Raw genomic sequence first — 23,966 nt, 5'->3', positions numbered from 1 at the left:
AGTGAGATCACCGGAGCGTCGGCGAAGGTTCGAGAACGCCGCCAGGCAGTGGTAGCACGGGATGGCGAGTCATCATGAGGGTTCGTGGATTCATCCGGATCTGGTGGTGAAGGTGTGATTGCGGTGCGCCATGGGCACCAGCCACGACGTCCGAACATGCAAGTGCACTGACCATTGCGGCTGCGGTGGGTGAAAGTCCAAGCGGACGACGTTCGCTGTCGGCGAGGTGGTTCCACAGAGCCAGCAGGTGATCCGGTACACGTGACGCGGCTAGTCGTCGACCGCAGACGTCCCGGTAGCTCGCGCTGTCGATGCCGTCGAAGAAGGGACCGATGCAGATCTCACCCAGCTCTTTGTGGACGCGTTGCCACGGAGTTCGGCTGTGGCGGCACCAGGTATCGAGTTCCGACCACGCGTCATGAGGAGGAGCGTCGGCAACCGACAGTACGAGGTCCGAAGACGCAACGCCGTCTTCGATTGGCGCAGTGGTGGATACGACTTCGAGATCCGGAAGAGCCTTGGAGAGCAGAGCGATGCAGGCATCGGCAACGGGTCCGATCCCGTCCATCAGCACACGCTGTGGGCCCGGAATTTCTGGCACTTGACCTGGAACAGCCAGCACGCCGCGAGAGACGAGAGCGTCGGCGATCTCGATCGCTCCCGCGCCGAGCACCGAACCAGACCGCCTGAGAAAGTTGTCGAGTTCTGCGAGAGCTTCGGCCGGCGCACCGATCGTGACTGCGTTCTCGTCCGGTGTCAGGTAATGCCAAACACCGTCCGGTGTCGGATACAGGTGGTGTCCGTCGGCGAGGGCGTACACGGATCTCCTTGTCGGTGCCCGCACCCGACGAGTCGGATGCGGGCGGGGTCATCGGCAGATCAGACCGTCGAAACGGTCTGGATCAGGGAAGGTTTCAGCTCTGGAAGCTGAACGGGTTGTCGACGAGGGCGTTGGTGCCCACACCCTGCAGAGCGTGTGCGGACGTCGCCTCGGCAACCGGCTCGAAGGTGAACGGGTTGTCGACGAGGGCGTTGGTGCCGACGCCCTGGAGTGCATTGGCCGGAGCCGAGTTGGAGACGCTGTCGAACGAAATGTTGCTCATTGTCATCCCTTCCGTAATGGAAACCATTTCCATTACGATGCCACCGTACGAAAGATCGCCACGGAGAGCAACAGGTACAAGAGAGTGCATACATGAGCGAGGCCTCGACGACGGGATCCGCCGAAGCGCAACCACATGTGTTTCGGGACAGATCGTTTCGATTCTTCTTCACGGCTCGCACGATTGCCGTGGCTGGTGCGGCCGTCACCGGAGTGGCAATGCCGATCCTGGTGTTCGACATCAGCCGGTCTCCGTTTCTCACCTCGTTCGCGGCTGCGGGGACGGTTCTGCCGTACCTCGTGTTCGGCTTGTTCGCCGGCGCCGTGGCAGACCGAGTCAACCGGCGGACGGTCATCCTGTGTGCGCAGGCCGTCGCTGCTCTTGCCTTGGCGAGCATTCCGGCGGCGCAGGCGCTCGGTGTGTTGACGGCATGGCACGCGGTCGGCGTATCGATGTGCATCGGAACGTGTTTCGTGTGGTTCGATGCCGCGGCTTTCGGAGCCTTGCCTGCCCTGGTCGGTCGGCACAGAATACCGGCCGCCAACAGTGCGCTGTGGACTTCCAGCACGCTCGTCGATGTTGCCTTTCCGGCTATTGCCGGAGTGCTCGTGGCGTCGATCGGCCCGGCCTACGCATTGGGTGCTGATGCACTGGCCTACGTATTGGCCGGGCTGGCCATGGCGTCGATCGGAGCCTCGTTCTCGAGTACTCCTGCGGCGCCGAAGAAGTCGGAACCCGGAATTGCGCGTGACATACGCGAAGGCCTCAGCTTCCTCTGGCAGTCTCCGCTCCTGCGAGCCTTGACCGGCGTCGGCTTCGTCAATTCCCTGACACAGGGTGCTGTCACGGCGCTCCTGGTGGTGTACGCGACCGAGAGGCTGGGGATTTCGACGTCGAGTCCGATGATCGGGGCCGTGTGGACAGCAGTCTCCGTGGGTGGTGTGGTCGGCGCAGTCTTGCTCCCACGCCTACCGGGGCAATGGCCGGTCGGCGCGATCACTGTCGGTGCGTTGACCATCGCCCCGGTGGTGCTGTTCGTCGTTGCGACAACCAGCAACACCGCCGCAGCGATCACCGCTCTGACCGTCTACTCCGGCTGTGCGACTGTCACCATCCTCAACGGCATCGGTGCACGTCAGCGTCTGACTCCGGATCGTCTACAGGGGCGCGTGAACACCACGGCGAGGATGGTCGCCTGGGGTGGTTCGCCGGTGGGTGCCTTGATTGCCGGGGCAATTGCAGGACGTTGGGATATCGGCACCGCCTACCTCGTTGCGTGCAGCTTTGCGCTGGTCGGGGCACTCTTCGCGTGGGTGAGCGCCCTGCGGACCGATCCTTGTCCGCACAGATGAGCATGTCACTATTAATGAAAACGACTGTCGTTATGGTTAGATCCACCTGTTCATCCCTGTGAACCCCACCTATTCAGGAGTGCGATGACGCTGACCAGCGAAGCAGTACCTGATGCCCCGTCGCGTGCGCATCCCGTCGGCGACCGCGGATACGTCCCGTTTCTGTTGGCCACGGCCGTGGTCCTTGCCACCGTCTCCACCGTCGCGGTGTGGTCGGGCGCTGCGTCGCTGTCCTTCGCCGACGTATTCGCGGTGTTGTACGCGCACGCCGGTGGGCCGCCGGTCGACCCGCTACTCGACCGGATCGTGTGGGGACTGCGGGTCCCGCGCATTCTGATCGCGGCACTGGCGGGTGCCGGGTTGTCACTGGCCGGCGCAGTGCTGCAAGCGTTGGTGCGCAATCCGATTGCCGATCCGTACATCTTGGGTGTCGGTTCGGGAGCGTCCTTCGGCGCAGTGCTGATCATGACGACGGGCATCGGAACCGGTCTGTCGATCGGTGTCCCGGTGGCCGCGTTCCTGGGGGCCATGGTTTCCCTGATCGCGGTTCTCGTACTGGGTCGGCGCGAGGGAATGCTTGTCCCGCTACGCATGGTCCTGGCCGGAGTTGCCATCGGCTATCTGCTCTCGGCTGCAACAAGTTTTGTGCAGTTGCGCGCCGATCCGAGTCAGCTTTCGGGAGTGCTCTTCTGGTTACTCGGTTCGGTGAGCGGGGCAGGTTGGTCGGATCTCGGTGTGCCCGCCGCGGTGATCACCGTCTGTGCGGCAGTGCTGTTGACGCAGTCTCGCCAACTCAACGCGCTGGCTATGGGAGACGAGAGCGCGCAATCGGTGGGCGTCGACGTGCGCCGTACCAGGTTGCTACTGCTGGTGATCGCGTCGTTGCTGACCGCGGTTGTTGTATCCGTTGCCGGCGGAATCGGTTTCGTGGGGCTGCTCGTGCCGCACGCCGTACGACTCCTCGTCGGATCCGACCACCGCAAGCTGCTGCCGGCAACCGCGCTGGTCGGTGCAACCTTCCTGGTGATCGTCGATCTTGCGGCCCGGATGTTGGATGCGCCCAACGAATTACCACTCGGAATCATCACCGCCGGATTGGGTGCCCCGTTCTTCCTCTGGTTACTTCGACGCGACGGAGGTGCGCAGTCATGAGATTGTCGGCCAGCGGGATTCACGTCGTTCGAGGTGGGCGTCTGGTGGTTTCCGGCGTAAATCTCGAAGCGCCCGAGGGGAGCGTGGTCGGACTCGTCGGGCCGAACGGCAGTGGAAAGTCCTCCCTCCTGCGCGCGTTGTACCGCTCGATGAAGCCGAGAAGCGGAATCGTGAAGGTCGACGAAGTGAACGTGTGGGACGATCTCTCGCCCCGATCAGCAGCACGCATCATCGGTGTTGTGGGGCAGGAGCATTCATCCGACTTCTCGTTCAGCGTCCGCGAGGTGGTGGCGACGGGCCGGACGCCGCATCACAGCGCATTCTCTCGACTCGGTGAAATCGACCGGGACATCGTCAGTGCCGCACTGGCACGAACCGGTATGCACGGCTTCGGATCACGACTCTTCGCCGAACTGTCCGGCGGAGAAAAGCAGCGTGTGATGTTGGCCCGGGCGATCGCTCAACAACCGTCGGTGCTGGTCTTGGACGAGCCCACCAACCACCTCGACATCCGAGCTCAACTCGAACTGATGGAATTGGTCGCCGAACTCGGTACTACGACGATTGTCGCGATCCATGAACTCGCTTTGGCCGCAGCGTATTGCGACTACGTCTGTCTGCTCTCCGGCGGGGTAGTTGTCGCGACAGGACCAACGGCCGAGGTCCTCACCGAGGACCTGCTGTCCGAAGTATTCGGGGTTCAGGTGCATCTCGGCACTCACCCCTTGACCGGGCGTCCCTTGCTCTCGTTCGCCCCTCCGCTCCTACACACGAAAGAAGCAGTGTCTTGAAATCCTCGATACGTACTGCCGCGCTGTTGTGCTCGGCCGTTACCGCCACTGCAGTACTGACCGCATGCGGAAACTCCACGGCGGATTCGGCGACGTCGTCGTCCGAGAAGATTTCCGTCACCAATTGTGACCGCGAGGTCACGTTGCCCAAGACGGCGGAGCGGATTGTCTCGCTGTATCCGTCGATGACAGAGCTTCTGATTCAACTTGGTGCCGCCGACCGCATTGTCGGACAATCGAATACCGATCTCTCTCCTCCCAGCCCCGAACTCGCGGATCAGTTCGCGGCCGTGCCGGTACTGAGCACCGGAGTTCCCGCGAAAGAAGCATTGCTCGACGCCCGTCCGGATCTGATCGTCTCCGACGGGGAATACTGGTTCGACGGTGACCGACTGCAGAGCATGGACGAATTGCGTGACCTCGGCATCCCGATCTTCGTGAACAGCGGCTACTGCCACAAGGCGGTCACCGAGGGGCGGATCGACGACGTCTGGTCCGACATCGACGGTCTCGGTGCCCTGACCGGAACAAGTGACGAAGCAGCAACACTTCTGGCAGATGGCAAGAAGTCGCTCGCAGCAACCGAGGCATCCGTGGCCGGGAAGGAGCCGGTTGCCACTGTGATGGTTCAGGTTTCGGAGGGGCAGTCCTACGCTCTGGCGAGGGGCCTCTACAGCAGCGTGCTCGAGGCGGCCGGGGGAAAGAACCTCTACGAGAGCGACCTTCCGGATGGGAAGTACTTCGGCCAGGTAGCCACCGAATCGATACTCGCGAAGTCGCCGCAGGCAATTCTTGTCGTTTACTCAACCGAGTCGGCTCGGGAATCCACACTCGAGGGTGCTCGCACCGCATTTGCCGGGACGCCTGCCGCGACGTCGAATGTGATCTTTGCCGTCCCGGAGGCGTGGTTCGCCGGTGAGTTGGTGTCGATCGACGGAGCTGCCGAGGTATCTCGCCTGCTGCACCCGGGTTCGTGAGGTCTTGACCGCCCTCGAGCGGGTCGAGGCCGTCGTATCGCTGCATGCTGCGCTTGACCGGACGGTGGCTCCGTCGGAGCTACCGTTCGACGAGGGCGCACTGCCCCCGGTGACGTCTGAGTTCGTTGAGTTACCGGCGCCGACGCCACTGCCGGCCCAGGACTTTCCGGATATCTTGCAGGCACGACGGAGCCACTACAACCCAGCGCAAGATGCTTTGGGAATCGATGAACTTTCAAATGTGCTGCACCACAGTCTGGTCAGCAGCCCGACGGCCGGTGGGATGCGCGAACTGACGCTGTCGTTTGTTGTCAGCCAACCCGGACACTCGCTTGGAGCCGGGGTGTACCGGTACATCCAGGAAGGCCGTGCTGAGGCCGTTCGGCCGGGTGGCGTACAAGGAAACCTTCGAGCGAGCCTTCTCCAGCCCGAGTTCGTCGACGTGTTCCCGGTTCTTTTGTTTGTGGTCGCCGACGTGGAAGCGCCGCTCGAGAAGTACGCGATGCGGCACTACCGCACGATGCACGTGGATGCCGGTGTGCTGGTTCAGAATCTGTACCTTGTGACCGAGGCGATGGGACTTGTGGGCTGCGCCATCGCAGGATTCACGGATGCGCGAGTGGCGTCTCTGTTGAATCTCGCGACGACGCAGCTTCCCGTAATGGCTTTTGCACTCGGGCGGCCCAGCTAGTTCAGCCGAGGATGCGGGCCTTCTGGGTCTCGAACTCGGCCTCCGTCAATACGCCGGCATTCTTGAGTTCGCCCAGCTTGGTGAGCTGTTCGAGCTTAGCGTCCATCGACATTTCCGATTCTGCCGGAGCTGCCTGCGGCGGGAGGGGCGGTAGATCGGGAATCGGCGGCACCGGCTGGACCTGCGCTGCGCGGGCCTGATCTTCGGCGGCCCAACGGGTCCGCTGACGGCGCTGAACATTGCCGTGAATGGAGCTTGCGACGGCTACCCGGCCGGCTCGCCTCAAGAAACTCATGCGTCCTTCTCCGTGGTATCCGGTGCGGTGTTGTCCAGTGCAGCAGCCAGTTCGTCCACGCTCAGGTGACCTTCGGTGACAACCTTTGCGCCGCTGCGGGTCCAGGCCTCGATGACCGGCAGTATTGCCAGTTCCTCGTAGACGAGTACCGCGGCAACACTTCCGGCAGCCAACTCTTCACCAACGGCAGCGATGTCGCCGGCGTCGAGCAGTCCGGAGGCAGCGCCGTCGAACTGCGCCAAATCGAAATCTGCGAGTTCGAAGGTGGACGCGGGTACGACGGATACCGATCCGTCGGCGGCTTTGGTGACGAACTCGAGGTCGAGGATGCGGATCACTCCGGAGTCGACGAGAGCGAGCAGCTGCTCGAATCCCGCGGAGGTCGGTGCACCGCCGGGAAACTCGACGGCAACGTACTCGATCGGACCGAATTGGTCTTGGTTGGACATCGGTTACTTCTTGCCCTTCGTGGGTTGCGGTTCTTCCAGAGCAGGTACTTCGTTGGGCATGCGCCCGGCCGGAATGATGGCGAGCAGAGAGAGCCCGGCGAGTACGAGGAGCGAGGTTCGCAATGCGCGCAGGCGCGCTTCGGTGTTGATCCGGATGGCTTCGTCGATCTGTGCCTGTGTCGCGGAGGTGTTTTCGAGCGTCACGACGAGTTGATCGTTGGGGACGAAGTTGACCTGGTCGAGATTGATCCCTGACTCGACCTTGAGCGATGCCGGGATGGTGGGGTTGTCGATCAGCTGCGAGCTGACGAGGGTACCCAGGATTCCGACGGCGAACACGCTGGCCACCGCGATGCCGACGCTGCCGGACATGTTGTGTACCAGTCCTCGCCAGGCGCCGACGTCACCGGCCAGTTCCTTGGGAGCTGCGGTGAGGAGGGTGTTGAACACCAGCGCAACGATGGCGCCCTGCCCGAGGCCGAGGGTGATAAGGCCGATGACAACAAAGATCTGATGCCAGTCACCACGAATGGTGAAGGCCAACAGTATGAGTCCAGCGGCAACAACGACGAACCCGGCTCGTGCGATCAGACGCGGGGAGTACGTCTTGTACAGGCGCGCGACGACGGTGCTCGCGATGAAGATCGAGAGTGTGTACGGGATGATCGAGAACGACGTCTGCAAGCTGCTGCGGCCCTGGATGATCTGCATGTACAGCGGAATGAGGAAGTTGGCCGCGGTTCCCACGAACATCATCGTCGCCATGCAAATCGTGGTGGCGCGCTCGGCGCCGGTCTTGAGGACGTCGAGGTTGAAGAGCTGAGGTTTGTTCTGCGCCTTGCGGCTTCGCGTCCACTGGAAGAATCCCTGCGCGCAGATGGTGCCGAGGACGATCAGGATGGCCGCGGGTGAAACACCGATGACCGAGAACGGCGCAGCGTCGGTGGCCAGGATGACGCCCCACGAGTTCAGGCCGCTGAAACCGAAGCTGAGCAGGATGACGGCAACGGCAGCCAGTGCGGCGCCGGCCCAATCGATGGTGATGTCCTTCTGTGGGGGAACAGGTTTGACACGGAAACTCAGGACCAGGTTGACCACGGCGAGCGCCACGACGAGGGCGAAGGAGTAGCGCCACCCGATGGTTGTCGCGAAGGAACCGGCGATGAGTAGTGCCAGCACACCGGCTGCGGGGATTGCTGCTGCCAGGTAACCGATGGCCTTTGCCTGCTGATCGCCATTGAAGTTCGTGGCGATGAAAACCGTCAACGCGGGGGCGATGAGGGCGATCACGGCGCCGGACGCGGCTTGCGCCACGAACAGCATTGCCGGGCTCTGGCTCAGAGCGACCGCAGCCATCGCGAGACCGTGAATCGCGACGGCAATCTGGAAGACCAAACGCGTCCCGTAGCGGGCGCCGATCTTGGCGCCCAGCAGAATGAAGGCAGCCATGGCAAAGGTGCCTGCGGTGATCGCGGTGCCGACACTTGTTGCAGGAGTGTCGAGATCGGTGGTGATGCCGGCCATCGAGACGGTCAGCGCATTGACGGCGAACGACGCCTGAATCTGCGTGAGGACGACCACGATCAGTGGTAGCCAGGAGGCGGTGGTTACAGCGGCCGACGTATCGGCTGCGCCAGGCTTTACGGACATCATGGGTCACGCCTTCCTCGACACTGCGTGTACTCGCGGCGTGCCCGGATCAGTCACGCACGGTTACATTAGCCGGAATTGTGCTGAATGGTCGCCTGCAAGTGGTTGGTTTCTTCGCGGTAGACCACCATCTCCCGTTGCAAGGCTCGCCGGAAGCGTGGTTGCTCGGCCAGGAGTACGGCCAGGACGGTCAGCAACAGCCACGTCGCGGCCGCGCTCGCGAGGAGCAGCAGGACCGGAATCCACGGCCCGCCCATTTGTTCGAGCAGCGTCGTCTTGGCCCAGACTCGCCAGTAGAGCATCAGATTGACGATCAGTCCGACACCGTACGAGATGACGAAAGACAGCAGGAACTGCTTCCACGTGCCGTCGTGGCGCCTCGCCGTCATCGGTTCGGCCCGCAGCGGCAAGGCCACGGACATCACGTTGGCGACACCGAGCCACAGCAGGATCATGGTCAGTACCTGACCGCACGCCTTCACCAGATCAGCACTGCTTCCGGAGCGCCACGCGAGGATGGCACTGAGCAGGAACCCGGCGCTGCCGACGAGAAGCAGCATCATCGCATTCTTCGCGACGAGGACGTGCCAGAGCCTGGTTCCGCCGGACAAAGCAGCACGGACGCGGCCGGCGTCGAAGCTGAGCGCATTGGTGCACACGACGCTTCCGACCACACCCGAGAGTGCGTACAGCGCAAGGTAAGGCAGTCGATCTTCCTTGGCGTCCCACTGGAAGAGGCGAATGAATGCCAGGTACGCCAAGCCCATTCCGAGGCTCAGCCCCAGTCGAAAAGCGATCGACCGAGGCTTGCCACTCACGACGTGCCGTGCTTCCTCACGGATCCGGGAGCCGAGACCCTGCACGTGCCGGACGACGGGGTTGCCCGAGTTCAGCGGGACGTAACCGCGGATCGCGGCGGCGACGGTATCGGTATCTCCGGCATCGAGCGCGGCGACGCGTGCTTCGAGAACCGCAAGGTGGGCGGCGCGCAAGGCTATCCGCGCGGTGGTCACCGCGGCGACGGCGTCGGCCTCGGCCTGCGCGGCGGTGCTGATGCCGGCGTCGGCGGGCAGCGGCGGCTGCAACGTCGTGATCAGTTCGAGTTGGCGAGCCATGTGCGGCGACGGCGACAAACCGCTGTACGACGGTCGGCTCAGCGCTGATCGTTCGTCGTCGAGCGAATCACGCACGGACGCGGCGGCCTTGCGGACGGCTGCCGGGTTGTGCCAGCGCACCGACCGGGCGTCACGCTCGGCGGCGACGGCCCGGGAGGCAACCTCGGTCAGATCCTCCACCGCTGTCAATGTCTGCTCCACTCGGTTTAGGTTGGTTTCATGACCACCAACTCGGAAAAGGAAGATCTTCAGCGGTACCTGCAGGCAGCACGTGACGCGCTCGTCTGGAAGCTCGACGGGCTGTCGGAGTATGACATTCGGCGTCCGATGACCCGGACAGGGACCAACTTGTTGGGACTGGTCAAACACATGATCGGCGTCGAGCTCGGGTATTTCGGTCCGACGTTCGGCCGTCGGGTTCCCGATCTACCGGCGTGGTTGCGTTCGGAGGAACTCAACGTCGACATGTGGGCCCGCGCCGATGAGTCCAGTGCCGACATCGTCGAAACCTATCGCCGCACCTGGGCTTTCGCCGACGCCACGATCGAGCAGCACGATCTGGACGCCCCCGGCTTCGTGAAGCACTGGCCGGAGGATCGTCGCGACGTCACATTGCACCGAATACTCGTTCACGTTGTCACCGAGATCCATCGGCACGCCGGCCACGCGGACATCGTGCGGGAGCTGATCGACGGCGCTGCTGGGATGAAGGCGGGCGACAACAATCTGGCTCCCGGTGATGAGGCGTGGTGGGCCGAGTACAACGACCGACTGGAGACGGCGGCACGCGAGGCCCACCACGCCTGAACTACTCGAATACCGCTGCCGCGCCGATCACCACGACAACGATCACGGGGCCGACCATGTCGCCGGCCACACGGGTGATCCGGGAGACGATTTTCTTCTCGCCCATCTTCGCGACTGAGCCGACGAGAACGGCGGCGAGGATGCCGCAATTCTTGACATTGACGTCAACGTCAACACACACTGTGACGGTGACCACCAGCGAAACGCAGGAGCGAGCGCGGACAGCCCGCAAGCTCGGGGACGGTCCACGTCGGGCCGGCCTGCTCGACACCGCTGCTCTCTGTTTCGGCGAACTCGGATACGACGCCGTGACCGTCGAGACCATCACCACCAGGGCCGATGTGTCCCGAGCGACCTTCTACGCGTACTTCTCGTCGAAGGACGAGGTCTTTCGTGCCGTCGCCGAAATGATGTGCCGACGGTTTCTCGACGCCCAGCACATGGAGGGGCCAGCGGCCGAGGATCTACGCGAAGTTCTCAGAACGACCACGTCGGCGTTCATCACGGCCGTGTACACCTACGGGGACCTGCTCGCGGTGATCGAGCACCGGGCGCGGGTGGATTCCGAGGTCGAGCGCAGTTGGTCAGCAGTTCGCGAAAAGCTCGTGAGCCGCTACGTACGCTTCGTCGAACGTATTCGACAGGTTCACGACGTAGATCCCTGTGTTTCGCCCCCGGTGCTCGTTCAGATGATCTCGGACGCACAGATGGCCGGTGGAGCACGACTGAGTAAGGCGAGTGTCGAAGAGCAGAACCAGTTCATTGCAGATATGACGACGATGTCCGAACGGTTGATCGGGTTCGAAGAGTCGAAATAGATTTCTTTTACGAATGGAGTGATCGGTGGCAGAACAAGACGTGCTCGAAGCGGCTCTGGCGGAAATCTCTGCGCTGCAACAAGCGCATTGGCCCGCCGGGATTCCCCGCGCCGTCGAGTATCCGCTCGAAGGCGGGGGACTTGTCGACTACTTGCGGCATTGGGCGCTCGAGCGGCCGGATACTCCCGCAATCGTCTTCTACGGCCGCGTCATCACGTACGCCGAGTACGACGAGCTTTCGGATCGTTTTGCCGGATGGCTGCTTTCGCTGGGCGTCAAACGCGGCGATCGCGTCGGCGTTCACCTGGTCAATTGCCCGCAGTTCCATATCGCGATGCTCGGCATTCTCAAGGTCGGTGCGGTTCACGTGCCCATCAATCCGCTCTTCCGTGAACACGAATTGATTCACGAACTCAACGATGCGGGCGTGACGGTCCTTCTCACACAGAACACTTTCTCGAAGCTGGTGAAGAAGGTTCGTTCGCAGACTCCACTCGAACACGTCGCGAAGACCGCAGTATCGGACATGCTGACTGCGATCCCCACCGTCGAACTGCCCTTCGAGGTCGACGATCCGCGCCTGAGCGACTGGCAGTCGATCATCACCAGTGAGCGGGCGACTCCCGTTGCCACCGAACTCGATTCCCTCGCCGCCCTGAACTACACGGGCGGAACGACGGGAATGCCCAAGGGTTGTGAGCACACTCAGCGTCACATGGTTTACACCGCGGCCACCGCGACGCTTGCCGGTGGTGACCAGGTGGGTGCCAATCCGCCGGTATCTCTGGTGTTTCTGCCGATCTTCTGGATCGCGGGTGAGGACTTCGGCATTCTGGTTCCGCTCGTCAACGGCGGAACCGTTGTCCTGCTGAATCGTTGGGATGCGGAGACCACGCTCGACGCGGTCGAGACCTACGGTGTGACCTCGCTGGTCGGAACCGTCGACAATTACGTCGAACTGATGGACACATCAGGGTTCTCGGAGCGAAATCTCTCGACACTCCAGAACGCCATGGCAGTCTCGTTTGTTCTCAAACTCGATCCGGCCACGCGCCAGCGGTGGCGCGAGGCTACCGGCGGTGTTCTGCGCGAAGCGAGCTACGGCATGACCGAAACCCACACCGCGGACACGATCACCCTCGGTTTCCAGGACGGCGACTACGACCTGAAAAGCGAGCCGGTGTTCTGCGGAATTCCGGTGCCTGGTACCGACGTTCTGATCGTCGATCACGACGGCAGGCCGGTTCCCGTCGGTGAGCACGGACAGATCATCGTGCGCAGTCCGTCGATCCTTTCCGCGTACTACCGCAACGAGGCTGCCACCGCCGACGCCATCCGTGACGGCTGGTTGCAGACCGGCGATGTCGGAAAGTTCAGTGAGCGTGGTGGTTTGCACTACCTGGCGCGAAACAAGGAAATGATCAAGACCAACGGCATGAGTGTCTTCCCCTCCGAGGTGGAAGCGCTGCTGATGCTGCATCCCGCGATCGAAAAGGCTGCGGTGGTACCGAAACCGGACCAGGACAAGGGGCAGGTGGCTTTTGCGTTTGTCCAGCTGGTCGAGGGTTCCGACACCGCGGCCGACGAGATCGTCTCGTGGGCCAAGGAGAACATGGCTACGTACAAGGTGCCCGAAGTGGAAGTGCTCGAGGCGCTTCCGATGACTGCAACAGGAAAGGTGCGCAAGGGCGATCTGTTCGAGCGCACTCAGGGGGAAAAGTGAGACTGCTGATTGCGAACCGCGGCGAAATTGCGCTGCGGATCATTCGAACTGCCCGTGAACTCGGGATCGAAACGGTGTCGGTTTACGCCGAGGACGACGCGTCCAGTCCGCACGTCGCGGCGGCCACGGAGTCGGTGCCGCTCGGAGCTTCGGGCGCATCCGCGTATCTCGATCAGAGCGCACTGCTGAAGATCGCGGCCGAAACGGGCGCCACGCACGTGCACCCGGGCTACGGATTCCTCAGTGAGAATGCCGAATTCGCGCAGGCGTGTACCGAGGCGGGCATCGTCTTCGTCGGCCCGGACGCCCAGGTTCTCCGGACTTTCGGCGACAAGGCCAGCGCCCGCACTGCGGCGGTCGACTCCGGCGTACCGGTCCTGCCGTCGACATCGGCGAACGCCGACCTCGACGAGGTGCGTGAATTCTTCGAGCGCAACTCCCGCGGCATCATGATCAAGGCGCTCAGCGGCGGCGGTGGCCGCGGCATGCGCGCGGTGCGCGACCCGAAAGCGCTCGACGACGCGTACCGTGTGTGTGCGGCCGAAGCCCAGTCGGGATTCGGCAGTTCGGCACTGTTCGCCGAGGTACTCAGTGAGCACGCTCGGCACATCGAAGTGCAGATCGTGGCGGCGCCGGGGCAAGGCGGAACCCACGCGCTCGCTCTGGGTGACCGTGATTGCAGCGTCCAACGTCGGCATCAGAAGTTGATCGAGGTTGCGCCCGCGCAGGGGCTGTCGGGGGCCCTGCGCGAGCGTCTTCACGCTGCGGCCGCAAGGCTGTGCGCCGAGGTCGGCTATCGAGGCATCGCGACGGTCGAGTTCCTGGTCGAGGAACGCGGATTCGTCTTCCTCGAAGTCAATCCACGAATTCAGGTGGAGCACACGGTGACCGAAGAGGTCACCGGAATCGACCTCGTCGCCGTGCAACTCGCGATCGCGGACGGGGTTCCGTTCGAGGACCTGGACCTGCCAACCGGAATCACTGCTGTCGAGAAGGTATCGGAGACAGTCGGATCCGTGGCAAACGCTTCGGGGATTGCGATACAGGCCCGCGTCAACATGGAAACCATGACGCCGGACGGCAATGCGCTGCCGTCCTCCGGCACGCTCGACAACTTCACTCCTCCGGGCGGACCCGGCGTGCGAGTGGACACCTTCGGTACGGTCGGACTCTCGCCGAGTGCGCGTTACGATTCGCTGCTGGCGAAGGTCGTCACCCACACGCGTCGATCGGATTTTCTTGCCGCTGTGCGCAAGTCGATTGCTGCTCTGAGTGAGTTCACCATCGACGGCGTGGCGACCAACCTCGAATTCCTGCAGGCAATACTGTCGGACAAGGACTTCCGCGACGGCCTGGTCGACGTCGACTGGTTGGGTTCTCGATTGGCGGACCTCGTTCCCGAAGCGGGCCCACAAACACCCTCCGCGAGTGTGGACATCGCGCCGGACGAGGACGTGGTCCGTGCACAGATGGCGGGAATCGTCGTCGAACTTGCCGCAGTCGGTGACGGCGTCCATGCGGGTGGCCAGGTTGCCGTCCTCGAAGCGATGAAAATGCAGCATGTTCTCTCGGCGCCCGGTGACCTCGAAGTTGTCCGGGTCCTGTCGTCGCCGGGGAGATCGGTGAGTGCGGGCGAACCGTTGCTCGTCGTCCGTAGCGCGAGCGCGGGATCGAAGCTCGCCGAGGTCGACGAGGTGGACCTCGACGACGTACGTCCGGACCTCGCCGAAATCATTGCTCGCCACGAGGTGACCCTGGACGCGGCGCGGCCCGCGGCAGTGGCGAAGCGCCACAAGCTGGGGCGGCGGACTGCTCGCGAGAACGTCTACGACCTGGTCGACGACGACAGCCTGGTCGAGTACGGCGCTCTCGCACTGGCTGCGCAGCGCAGTCGGCGAAGCGAGGAAGACTTGATCGCCAACACTCCTGCTGACGGACTGATCGGCGGAGTGGCGACCATCAGCGGCGGCGAGAGCGTCGTGATCTCGTACGACTACTCGGTGCTGGCCGGTACCCAGGGCATGCGCAATCACGCCAAGACCGACCGCCTGCTCGAGATCGCCGATCGCAAGCGAGTTCCGGTAGTGCTGTTCGCGGAAGGCGGCGGTGGTCGCCCCGGTGACACCGATGCAGGGGCGGGAGCGGGCCTGGAACTGGGAACCTTCCGTGCCATGGCGGCGCTGAGCGGCCGCGTACCCATGGTCGCTGTCGTGTCCGGCCGCTGCTTCGCGGGCAACGCGGCCCTGGCCGGTGCCTGCGATGTACTGATCGCGACGCCCGACGCCAACATCGGCATGGGAGGCCCTGCCATGGTCGAGGGCGGCGGGCTCGGAAACTTCCGCCCCGAGGACATCGGCCCCATCGACGTGCAGCGCCGTAACGGCGTCGTACACCTGGTGGCTGACGACGACGCTCATGCGGTGGCGCTGGCCAAGCAGTACCTCGGCTACTTCCAGGGGGCGAGCGGAGAGTGGACGGCTCCGGATCCGCGGCTTTCGCGGCATGTGGTGCCGGAGAATCGCCTGCGCTCGTACGACGTTCGTGGAGCGATCGAGGCGATCGCGGACGTCGACAGCGTCCTGGAACTGCGTCGAGATTACGGTCGCGGTGTAGTGACGGCACTCGTTCGTGTCGAAGGAGTTCCGTACGGTGTGCTGGCGAACAGCAGCGAGCATCTCGGCGGAGCGATCGACGCGGAAGCCTCCGACAAGGCTTCGGATTTCCTGGAACTGCTGGAAGCGCACCGCATTCCTCTGGTGACCCTTTGCGACACACCGGGATTCATGGTGGGCCCGGACTCGGAAGAGGAGGCGACGGTCCGAAGGTTCGGCAGATTCTTCGTTGCCGGTGCTCGCCTCACGGTGCCGTTCGGAACGATCATCCTGCGCAAGGGGTACGGGTTGGGCGCCATGGCGATGGCCGGTGGTTCCTTCCACGCACCCGAGTTCACGGTGGCGTGGCCGACCGGCGAGATCGGGCCGATGGGTCTGGAAGGTGCCGTGCGCCTCGGTTTCCGTAAGGAACTCGAATCCGTCGAAGACCCGGAGGCTCGGGAAACTCTGTTCGGTCAGTTCGTGGAACTGGCCTACGCACAGGGCAAGGCGCTGATGGCGGCGACCACGTTCGAACTGGACGATGTCATCGATCCCGCCGACACCCGCGCCTGGATCAGGCAGCTCGGCAGAAACAGTTGAGATCCTGCTGATTCGAGCTGTTGCCGCACGTGGGCAGGGCAACTAGCCTTGCCCACGTGTCGGCTGCGCGAGATAACGTCCTGATCATTCATTGGCACGACCTGGGCCGACACCTCGCGAGTTACGGTGTCGCCGGGGTCAACAGCCCCAACCTGGACCGGCTGGCGGCAGAGGGCATCCGGTTCACCGACGCACACGCGACGGCGCCGCTGTGCTCACCTTCGCGCGGTTCTCTCTTCTCGGGCAGGTATCCGCACAACAACGGTCTGATCGGGTTGGCGCACCACGGCTGGGAGTACCACGCTGAGGTGCAGACGCTTCCGCAGATCCTCTCCGACAACGGTTGGTACACCTCGCTCTTCGGCATGCAGCACGAGACTGCGTACCCGAAGCGACTTGGCTATCACGAGTACGACGTCACGAACTCGTTCTGCGACTACGTGGTTCCGCGTGCCCAGAACTGGCTACGACGCTTCCCGCCCGAGCCTTTCCTTCTCACCACGGGTTTCTTCGAAACGCATCGGCCGTACCCGGCCGATCGCTATACCCCGGCGGACACCGCAGCGCTGGAGGTTCCCGGATACCTTCCCGACGTGCCGCAGGTACGCGAGGACCTGGCCGAATTCCACGGCAGCGTAGAGGTAGCGGACGCCGCGGTGGGTGATCTGCTCGGGACGCTCGAGGAAGAGGGACTCGACGAGAACACGTGGGTCTTCTTCCTCACCGATCACGGCGCCGCGTTCCCACGTGCCAAGTCGACGCTCTACGCCCCCGGCACCGGCATTGCGTTGATCGCTCGGCCTCCGGCTCGGTATCGCAGTGGCGGAAAGGAATACGAGACACTGTTCAGCGGTGTGGATCTTGTTCCGACCATTCTCGATCTCCTCGGTATCGATGTCCCCACCGAGGTGGAAGGGCGCTCGCACGCCGATGCCCTCGTCGATCGTGGAACCGAGCCGTCCGAACCTGTCCGAACCTCCTTGTTCACGGAGAAGACCTTTCACGACAGTTTCGATCCCATTCGCGCGGTGCGCACCAAGGACTACAGCTACATCGAGAACTACGCTGTCCGCCCCGCTCTGGATCTTCCGCTCGACATCGAGGACAGTCTTTCCGGAAAGGCGCTCGGCACCGAGCATCTGGCGGTACGCGCACCCCGGGAGCTGTACGACCTTCGTGCCGACCCCGACGAGAAGATCAATCTGATCGATCGACCGGAAGTCTCGGCAATACAGGCGGAATTGTCCTCGCAGCTTCACACGTGGCGCGCCGAAACGGATGATCGTCTCCCGGACGAGGCATTGGGAAGCGCGATGGCGGTGCATCGCATGGCGGCGTACCTCGAGAAGATCGGTGTCCGACCCAACGTGCGGTCCGCCTACAGTGCGGACCGCGGTTACCTCGAGTCGGACACCGAAAACCCCTAGGGCCTAGCGGTTTCGCGCTCCTCCAACAATGCGATGACCCGCCCGACCAGTTCGTTGATGTCAGCGCCTGTCGTGTCGAAAGCCAGGTCCGGGTCCTCCGGAGTCTCGTACGGTGCGTCGATTCCGGTGAGCCCCTTCAGTTCACCGGCCCGCGCACGCGCGTACAGGCCCTTGGGATCTCGGCGTTCGCATTCTTCGACGGGAGTGGTGACGGCAACTTCGAGGAAGGTGAGCCCGGCAGCTTCGTTGAGAGCACGCGCAATTGCTCGATCCGAACGCAGCGGTGAGACCATCGACGCGATGGCCACGACGCCGGCATCGGCGAACAGCCGAGTGAGATGCCCGACGCGCCGGATGTTCTCGGCCCGGTCTCCCGGCGAGAACCCGAGATCGTCGGAGATACCGTGGCGGACGTTGTCACCGTCCAGGAGATACGCGGTGCGTCCCGCGTCGACCAGCGCACGTTCGACAGCCACAGCGACGGTGGATTTTCCGGAGGCAGGCAGGCCGGTCAACCAGATCGTCGCGCCCTTCTGGGTCGTCGACGCCCACCGCCGCTGACGTTCGAGTGAAGACGGATGCCACTTGATGTCGTTGCGGGTCTGCTCACCGGGAACGACGACGCGTGGTTCGAGAATGGTGCCGGCGCCGACGGTGTCGTTGCTCTGCTCGTCGATCAGAATGAAAGCGCCGGAGTCCCGATTGTGGTCGTAGGTATCGGCGACCACCACGGAACTGGTTCGGAGCGTGACCGTTCCGATGTCGTTGAGCCCCAGTTCGACTGGGCTGTCCTGCTCGTCGAGCGTCTCGGGGTCGAGTCGGGTGTGCAGTTCTTGAACGGTCGCGCGCACGGTCCGGGAAGTATGTTTGAGCGCTATCCGATCGCCGGCTCGCAGTGGAGTGTTCGACAACCAGCAGATCGTGGCTTCGAGTTCTCGGGCCAGAACCGGCAAATGGGCCTGCGCACCGCCGCTGACCAGAACGTCGCCACGTCCGACGTCGATGTCGTCGGCCAGTTCCACCGAAACTGACAGTGGTGCAACGGCAGTACTGCGGTTGTCGTCGAGGGTGTCCAGGCTGATCACGGTGCTCTTCGATCCGGACGGCAGTACCACTACCTCGTCTCCGACGCTCAGTGTGCCCGCCGAAATTCGGCCGGTGTACCGGCGCCGATTCTGCGGATCGGGGCGCGAAACCCACTGCACGGGAAGCCGAAGTTCCTCGATGTGCGTTGCGGGCGCATGGAGTTCGACGCCTTCGAGGTATTCGAGAAGTGTCGGCCCGTTGTACCACTCGGTGTTCTCCGAGCGGGTCACGACATTGTCGCCGGCTTTCGCGGAGACGGGTATGGCAAGTACGTCGCCTCGCCCGAGCTGGCGTGCCAATACCCGCAATTCTTCCTGTACCTGCGCGAATCTCGCTTCGTCGAAGCCCACCAGATCGATCTTGTTCACCACGGCCACAAGGTTCGGAACACCCAGTAGCGCTGCGATTCTGGCGTGTCGACGCGTCTGACGCAGCACGCCGGTCCTCGCGTCGACCAGCAGGACCGCTACGTGGGCGTTGGATGCTCCGGTGAACATGTTGCGCGTGTAGCGCTCGTGTCCCGGGGTGTCGGCGAGTACGTAACTTCTGGTCGGAGTGGAGAAGAATCGGTACGCGACGTCGATCGTGATGCCCTGTTCACGCTCGGCGCGCAATCCGTCGGAGAGTGCAGCCAGGTCGGCGACTCCGTGCTCGTCGGTCACGGAATCGAGGTGATCGGTAGGCAGACTGTCGGTGTCGTGCAACAGTCGGCCGATCAGCGTGCTCTTGCCGTCGTCGACGCTACCCGCCGTGGCCAGCCGAAGGAGTTGGCGAGTGATGGTGGTGGTCATCAGAAGTAGCCCTCACGCTTTCGGTCTTCCATCGCGGCGACCGAGGTTCGGTCGTCTGCGCGAGTCTCGCCTCGTTCGGAAACCGTCGCGGCCGAGATCTCGGTGACGACGTCGTCGATGGTGGTGGCGTGCGATCGAACGGCGCCGGTGATGGTCAGATCGCCGACGGTTCGATATCGCACCCACTCGGTCGTTGCCGCGGCGTTCTCGGCGTCGGTGCTGAATTCCGAAGCAGCGAGGAGCATTCCGTCGCGCTCGAATACCCGCCGTTCGTGCGCGAAATAGATGGGCGGCAACTCCAGTTCCTCCTGGGCTATGTAGCGCCAGATGTCGAGTTCTGTCCAGTTGCTCAGCGGGAAGACACGAACGGACTCTCCGCGTCTGATCCGACCGTTGTAGAGCGACCACGGTTCGGCCCGTTGCGCCCGAGGGTCCCACTGGCCGAACTCGTCACGGAAGCTCAGGACTCGCTCCTTGGCTCGCGCACGTTCCTCGTCCCGGCGGGCGCCGCCGAATGCGGCGTCGAATCGCCCGCCTTCGAGAGCGTCGAGCAGAGTTCTGGTCTGCAGGCGGTTTCGCGATCCGCTGGTCTCGGTCGACTCCTGTACTCGACCCTGGTCGATCGAATCCTGAACGGAAGCAACCAGAAGTGTGTGCCCGCCCTCCTTGATTCGGCGGTCGCGAAATTCGATGACTTCCTCGAAATTGTGACCGGTGTCGACGTGTAGGACGGGGAAAGGGAGTGGGGAGGGTCGAAACGCCTTCTCGGCGAGTCGAAGCAGGACTATCGAGTCCTTGCCGGCTGAGAAGAGCAGTACCGGTCTTTCGAGTTCTGCCACCACCTCTCGAATGATGTGAACCGCTTCGGATTCGAGAACTCGGAGTTCGTCGACAACATCGGTGACGGTGCTCATGTGACGGGGTATCCGTTCTGTTCGGCGTCGATGCGATAACGCTGCACCCATTCGCGGGAGCGTCCGTCGCTCTGACGACGCAGCGGCGGTGGTGGGGCCAGTTGTCCGTCGAGGCCGAGGGAAATGAGGGTTTTTGCGACCACGGACTGCGGGTCTTCGGTGAGATCGCGGAACCCGATCTCGATGGGGGAGATGTCCTCTTCCTCGAACCAGCGCTTCCACTGTCGTTCCTGCTCATCGAGAATCGTCACCAGGTGTGCGATTCCGAGCGCGTTGTACTGCGCACCGTCCGAGAGATTCGGTGGGGTCGCGTCGTCGCGCCAGACCTGCGTCTGCACGGCTCGCCACATCGATACAGCCTGAGCGACAACATCTTCTCGATAGACGTGGATGAACTGCAGGTCGTGATCGAGAGTGTCGTGGAGTGCGGAACGTAGATCTGTCCCACTGCGCCACGGCAATCCGGCTGCGCGATCGAGCAGGAGCGGTGTCTGATTCCACATCAGCTTGCCGCCCCAGACTCCGTTGGGTGTTCGGCCGAGTTCGAGAAGTTGTGTGCGCCACTGCTCGGAGGTGCGGGTGTCCGGCGTACCCGGGTGGAACGGGGCGAGCAGACCCAAGACGGACTCGTCCGTGACGTCTTCGAACCACTGCCTCGGTTGCGGCGAACGCGAGGTCTCGGGGAGGTACTGGAAGAACTCTTCCGGCTCACCCGCGACCCCTGTTGCTCGCAGGGATTCGACCAGCAAAGTACTGCCACTGCGCTGCGAAGCGCAGACGAGAAACGAGCGTTGGGCCTCCGTCATGCGAGCAACGCTAAGGGTGGCCGGAAACCGCCGCAAGCTGGGAAAATAAACTCACGTAGAGGTTAAATCTCGACGTGAAACGTTAAATGTGCGGGTCACGAAATCTTGTGCTGAGGCACGTCTTACGCAGTTGTCGCAAGGGCCGCGGCGAGCCCGAATGCGATGGCCATGAAGACAACTTCACCGATGGCGCGGCGCAGGGATCCGTCCGAACTCATGCGGTGTGCAGCACTTGCGACCACCCATGTCCGGCGCCACCACCATCCCAGTGCGACGAGCATTGCGATCGCCACGATCTTGGCGAGGATCACCCGGCCGTAAGCGGTGTCGTAGAAGGCGGAGAGCGAGTCGAGTCGCACGACGGCGTTGACGATACCGGTGACGACCAACGCGAGGACACATCGCCAGGCGAGGGCGGAGTACCTGGGCAACCAGATCGCCCAGGCACCGCGCGACGGTACGGCAAGCGCGAGTGCGGCGAGCACGCCGAACCACAAGGCCGCAGCGAGGACGTGAACGGCGTCGAGGATCGATCCGAAGCTCTGCTGCGCCATATGCCCGGTGATCGGGCGGGCAGCGAGCGCCAACGCGGAGACGACCAATGCCGGTGCGACGGGCACCGTCTCGGGATTGGTGAACCCGTAGATGCCGTAACAGACCACGGCAAAAGCGCACGCGATGATCGCGACACCGACGCGGCCGACGTTGACCTCGGAGACGAATGCGCCGAAGTGCCCGATGGTCAGTGAGGTGACCGGGGCACCGTCTGCCGCTGCGGCATTGAGCACGAGGAGCGTGATCTCGGCGACGAGCCAAACCGCTGCCGCCGCGGTGAGCTGAGTCCACATGATCGCAGGGGTAGTTGCCGGACGGCGTTCACTGCGGCCCATCCAGGCAAGCGTCGCGATGCCGAGCGTCAACGAGCCGCATCCGATCGCGAGAACGCGGACAGTGCTCGACGATTCGGGTCCCGACGGACTCGCGAGGCCCCAGGCGATGAGGACTCCCAGCAGAGCTGTGGGTACGGCAAACAGCAACCACCACCTGTTTGCCGTACCCGTCACGCGATCAGCTCGACTTCGGCTTACGCAGCACGAAGAACAGCGCACCGCCGAACACGACGACGCCGGCGACGATGAAGATCCACACCGGCATGCTGCCGGACTCCGACTCACCCGTACTCGACGCAGCGGCAGCGCCGGGAGTGCCCGACCCCGCCTCGGTGAGGGTGAAGGTCAGAGTTCCGTTGACGGGGTGACCGTCGGCGGAAGTGACTCGGTACGCGATGGTGTAGACGCCGGTCGGCCCGAGATCGCCGAGGTCTGCACTGACAGTGGGTCCTTCGACGGACGGATCGCTCTTGGTCCAGAGGTTGCCGTCCGGGCCGGTGACCGTCAGCGCCGCGAACTGCGCCTGCAGAGCCTCGTTGAACGTGACCGAAACCTTGTCAGGCGCAACCTGAATGGAAGCGCCGTTTTCCGGGTTGGAGCCGACAACCGCGGAGTGCGCACTGGCCGTGCCCATTCCGAGCATCGTGGCCAGCATCGCGAGCATGCCGACGGCGATGACCTTGATCCGGGTACTCATCAGCGCTTGCTCCTGACCAGTGCGCCGAGGCCGAGTGCAGCGCCCAAGGCGCCGAGCACCAGGCCGACGCCGCCGAGCCAGCGCGCGGTGTTGTCTGACGAAGAAGATTCGGAAGCATCGGACGTCTCGGCAGTGTTATCGGCAGCAGGCGCTCCGTGAGCATCGCCGGTGGATGCGGCGAGAGTCAGCGTCGGCGCGGGCTTGTCCGGCTCGCTGCCGTCGGCAAGTTCTTCCTGATCCCAGTTGACGACGTTGCCGTCGCTGTACGTCTGGACGGCCTTGAACTCGACCTCTTCCTGCTCCGGCAGCGGGCCGGCGGAAAGGACGAACTGCTGGAACTGGCCGGGGGCGATTCCGACGCCGGGGTCGGCCGTCCAGGTCACGGACTTCGCGACCAGCGAGGTGGGGTCCTTCTCGACGACGGCGGTCCAACCGGGCATCGGTTCGGTGCGTGCCGACTTGAGGTCGGGGAGGGCCACCGTCAGCTTGGTGGTCGAAGCGGTGTCGGATTCGGTGGGCACGCGGAACGTGAGAACGGAGTATCCGCCCTGCGTAGCTCCTGGTGCGACGACGCTGACGTGTGCTGAAGCAATTCCGGCGGCCAGCAGCACAGCGCTGCCGGTAGCGACGGTCGTGACAACCGCACGCGAAATCAGGGTGTTCTTCATGTCGGGAAGTGTCCTCTTGGTCTGGTGAAGGGGTGGGGAGTTCTACGAATCTTCAGACCAGGGCAGGAGGACCGCGCCGCGAGATGCTGGCGCGAAGAAGGGCGTCGACGGGTCCGTGATGGATTCCGGTCGAGACGGTGTGGCCGCGGGAAGTGACGGCGGCGGGAGCCAGGGACGCCAGGACGACGTGAAGAGCGTGGGTGACAACGCGGTAGAGGCGCTCGGCGGCCAGGACCGCCACCGCACAGGCGACGGTGGCACCGGCGTGAGCACCGAGCATCACCAATCCCGGAGCGGGCGAATGAGCGTGCTCGGAGAGCGTCATGGTGGTGTGGGCGGCAAGCTGACCCAGGCCAAGCGCCACGATCAGGGCAGCGGGCCCCCGGGAGAGGGCGGGAAGGGTGGCCGTCACGGCGCCGACGGTTGCGCAGACGGCGAGCAGCAGGGTCAGCGACGACGACTGTGGCAGCTCGCCTCCGCCGATCCCGTGCGCAGCGACAGCGAGAGCAGCCGAAGCGGAACCGACAGATATCCCCCGGAGGGTCGCGGTCTGCTCGGCTGCTCTCACTG

24 protein-coding genes are annotated in these 23,966 nt (G+C 63.6%); 10 read left to right on the top strand and 14 right to left on the bottom strand.

The features are described 5' to 3' along the window. Nucleotides 1-7: 7 nt before the first annotated feature. Both R4P70_RS26125 and R4P70_RS26120 read right to left on the bottom strand, forming a co-directional pair. Nucleotides 8-820 (bottom strand): hypothetical protein, encoded by an 813-nt coding sequence (locus R4P70_RS26125; RefSeq protein WP_317832509.1) that lies wholly within the window; start codon nucleotides 818-820, stop codon nucleotides 8-10. A 94-nt stretch (nucleotides 821-914) separates the two neighbouring features. Next, on the bottom strand, nucleotides 915-1,103 hold the full coding sequence (locus R4P70_RS26120) for a streptamidine-related RiPP repeat protein (RefSeq protein WP_003943543.1): 189 nt from the start codon (nucleotides 1,101-1,103) through the stop codon (nucleotides 915-917). 92 nt (nucleotides 1,104-1,195) lie between these two features. Between R4P70_RS26120 and R4P70_RS26115 the strand changes: the two genes are divergently transcribed. The 5 genes from R4P70_RS26115 (at nucleotide 1,196) to R4P70_RS26095 (ending at nucleotide 6,066) form a co-directional block, all read left to right on the top strand. Next, nucleotides 1,196-2,455, top strand: coding sequence for an MFS transporter (locus R4P70_RS26115; RefSeq protein ID WP_317832507.1), 1,260 nt, complete (start codon nucleotides 1,196-1,198; stop codon nucleotides 2,453-2,455). A gap of 84 nt (nucleotides 2,456-2,539) precedes the next feature. Then, nucleotides 2,540-3,607: a FecCD family ABC transporter permease gene (locus tag R4P70_RS26110; RefSeq protein ID WP_047889378.1), complete on the top strand. Its 1,068-nt coding sequence runs from the start codon at nucleotides 2,540-2,542 to the stop codon at nucleotides 3,605-3,607. Next, nucleotides 3,604-4,398: an ABC transporter ATP-binding protein gene (locus R4P70_RS26105; protein WP_020905693.1), complete on the top strand. Its 795-nt coding sequence runs from the start codon at nucleotides 3,604-3,606 to the stop codon at nucleotides 4,396-4,398. Before R4P70_RS26110 ends, R4P70_RS26105 begins: the two co-directional genes overlap by 4 nt. Next, entirely contained in the window at nucleotides 4,395-5,375 is a 981-nt protein-coding gene (locus R4P70_RS26100; protein ID WP_317832504.1) for an ABC transporter substrate-binding protein, read from the top strand. Before R4P70_RS26105 ends, R4P70_RS26100 begins: the two co-directional genes overlap by 4 nt. Nucleotides 5,376-5,379: 4 nt before the next feature. Further along, on the top strand, nucleotides 5,380-6,066 hold the full coding sequence (locus R4P70_RS26095) for a SagB family peptide dehydrogenase (RefSeq protein ID WP_256065335.1): 687 nt from the start codon (nucleotides 5,380-5,382) through the stop codon (nucleotides 6,064-6,066). A gap of 1 nt (nucleotide 6,067) precedes the next feature. Here R4P70_RS26095 and R4P70_RS26090 read toward each other — a convergent pair whose 3' ends face one another. From R4P70_RS26090 to R4P70_RS26075, 4 genes are all read right to left on the bottom strand, one after another. Next, nucleotides 6,068-6,361, bottom strand: coding sequence for an SHOCT domain-containing protein (locus R4P70_RS26090; protein ID WP_019746316.1), 294 nt, complete (start codon nucleotides 6,359-6,361; stop codon nucleotides 6,068-6,070). Further along, entirely contained in the window at nucleotides 6,358-6,810 is a 453-nt protein-coding gene (locus R4P70_RS26085) for a DUF6325 family protein (protein WP_021342374.1), read from the bottom strand. The genes R4P70_RS26090 and R4P70_RS26085 overlap by 4 nt, the downstream gene beginning before the upstream one ends. A 3-nt stretch (nucleotides 6,811-6,813) precedes the next feature. After that, a complete protein-coding gene (locus tag R4P70_RS26080) occupies nucleotides 6,814-8,463 on the bottom strand; it encodes an MFS transporter (protein WP_021332682.1) in 1,650 nt (549 codons plus the stop codon). A gap of 65 nt (nucleotides 8,464-8,528) precedes the next feature. Next, on the bottom strand, nucleotides 8,529-9,776 hold the full coding sequence (locus tag R4P70_RS26075) for a hypothetical protein (protein WP_020968060.1): 1,248 nt from the start codon (nucleotides 9,774-9,776) through the stop codon (nucleotides 8,529-8,531). A gap of 18 nt (nucleotides 9,777-9,794) precedes the next feature. On the opposite strand from R4P70_RS26075, the gene R4P70_RS26070 reads away from it, so the two are divergent. Further along, nucleotides 9,795-10,382, top strand: a complete 588-nt coding sequence (locus tag R4P70_RS26070; protein WP_019746321.1) for a DinB family protein — start codon at nucleotides 9,795-9,797, stop codon at nucleotides 10,380-10,382. Between the two features lies 1 nt (nucleotide 10,383). On the opposite strand, the gene R4P70_RS26065 is transcribed toward R4P70_RS26070, so the two are convergent. Next, entirely contained in the window at nucleotides 10,384-10,563 is a 180-nt protein-coding gene (locus tag R4P70_RS26065) for a hypothetical protein (RefSeq protein WP_024488058.1), read from the bottom strand. A gap of 1 nt (nucleotide 10,564) precedes the next feature. On the opposite strand from R4P70_RS26065, the gene R4P70_RS26060 reads away from it, so the two are divergent. From R4P70_RS26060 to R4P70_RS26045, 4 genes are read left to right on the top strand one after another with little or no spacing between them, the layout of a single operon-like run. Continuing rightward, on the top strand, nucleotides 10,565-11,200 hold the full coding sequence (locus R4P70_RS26060) for a TetR/AcrR family transcriptional regulator (RefSeq protein WP_019746323.1): 636 nt from the start codon (nucleotides 10,565-10,567) through the stop codon (nucleotides 11,198-11,200). A gap of 25 nt (nucleotides 11,201-11,225) precedes the next feature. Continuing rightward, entirely contained in the window at nucleotides 11,226-12,923 is a 1,698-nt protein-coding gene (locus tag R4P70_RS26055) for an AMP-binding protein (RefSeq protein WP_317832496.1), read from the top strand. Beyond that, nucleotides 12,920-16,117 (top strand): carboxyl transferase domain-containing protein, encoded by a 3,198-nt coding sequence (locus R4P70_RS26050; protein WP_317832494.1) that lies wholly within the window; start codon nucleotides 12,920-12,922, stop codon nucleotides 16,115-16,117. The genes R4P70_RS26055 and R4P70_RS26050 overlap by 4 nt, the downstream gene beginning before the upstream one ends. Before the next feature lie 56 nt (nucleotides 16,118-16,173). Then, the gene (locus R4P70_RS26045; RefSeq protein ID WP_020905704.1) at nucleotides 16,174-17,544 is read left to right on the top strand and encodes a sulfatase; all 1,371 of its coding nucleotides are present in this window, start codon (nucleotides 16,174-16,176) and stop codon (nucleotides 17,542-17,544) included. Here R4P70_RS26045 and cysC read toward each other — a convergent pair. The 7 genes from cysC to R4P70_RS26010 all read right to left on the bottom strand — a co-directional run bounded on the left by cysC (nucleotide 17,541) and on the right by R4P70_RS26010 (nucleotide 23,964). Next, nucleotides 17,541-19,421 carry an adenylyl-sulfate kinase gene (gene cysC / locus R4P70_RS26040; RefSeq protein WP_020968064.1) on the bottom strand — a complete coding sequence of 627 codons (1,881 nt, stop codon included), beginning with the start codon at nucleotides 19,419-19,421 and terminating at the stop codon, nucleotides 17,541-17,543. The two genes, R4P70_RS26045 and cysC, sit on opposite strands and share 4 nt — an antisense overlap. After that, complete coding sequence (cysD, locus tag R4P70_RS26035; protein WP_019746328.1) at nucleotides 19,421-20,335, bottom strand: sulfate adenylyltransferase subunit CysD; 915 nt, start codon at nucleotides 20,333-20,335, stop codon at nucleotides 19,421-19,423. Before cysD ends, cysC begins: the two co-directional genes overlap by 1 nt. Continuing rightward, nucleotides 20,332-21,141, bottom strand: a complete 810-nt coding sequence (stf0, locus tag R4P70_RS26030) for a trehalose 2-sulfotransferase (RefSeq protein ID WP_317832491.1) — start codon at nucleotides 21,139-21,141, stop codon at nucleotides 20,332-20,334. Before stf0 ends, cysD begins: the two co-directional genes overlap by 4 nt. Before the next feature lie 122 nt (nucleotides 21,142-21,263). Next, nucleotides 21,264-22,205 (bottom strand): copper resistance D family protein, encoded by a 942-nt coding sequence (locus R4P70_RS26025; RefSeq protein ID WP_019746330.1) that lies wholly within the window; start codon nucleotides 22,203-22,205, stop codon nucleotides 21,264-21,266. Nucleotides 22,206-22,209: 4 nt separating this feature from the next. Then, nucleotides 22,210-22,728 (bottom strand): copper resistance protein CopC, encoded by a 519-nt coding sequence (locus R4P70_RS26020; protein ID WP_020905707.1) that lies wholly within the window; start codon nucleotides 22,726-22,728, stop codon nucleotides 22,210-22,212. Continuing rightward, nucleotides 22,728-23,396 (bottom strand): YcnI family protein, encoded by a 669-nt coding sequence (locus tag R4P70_RS26015; RefSeq protein ID WP_153213353.1) that lies wholly within the window; start codon nucleotides 23,394-23,396, stop codon nucleotides 22,728-22,730. Before R4P70_RS26015 ends, R4P70_RS26020 begins: the two co-directional genes overlap by 1 nt. 52 nt (nucleotides 23,397-23,448) lie before the next feature. After that, nucleotides 23,449-23,964, bottom strand: a complete 516-nt coding sequence (locus R4P70_RS26010; protein ID WP_019746333.1) for a hypothetical protein — start codon at nucleotides 23,962-23,964, stop codon at nucleotides 23,449-23,451. Nucleotides 23,965-23,966 lie beyond the last annotated feature (2 nt).

Source organism: Rhodococcus sp. IEGM 1241 (assembly GCF_033142365.1).
In the GTDB taxonomy this organism is placed as follows: domain Bacteria; phylum Actinomycetota; class Actinomycetes; order Mycobacteriales; family Mycobacteriaceae; genus Rhodococcus_F; species Rhodococcus_F erythropolis.
The sequence above is the reverse complement of the archived record's forward strand: the minus strand, read 5'-3'. Positions and strand labels throughout refer to the sequence as shown.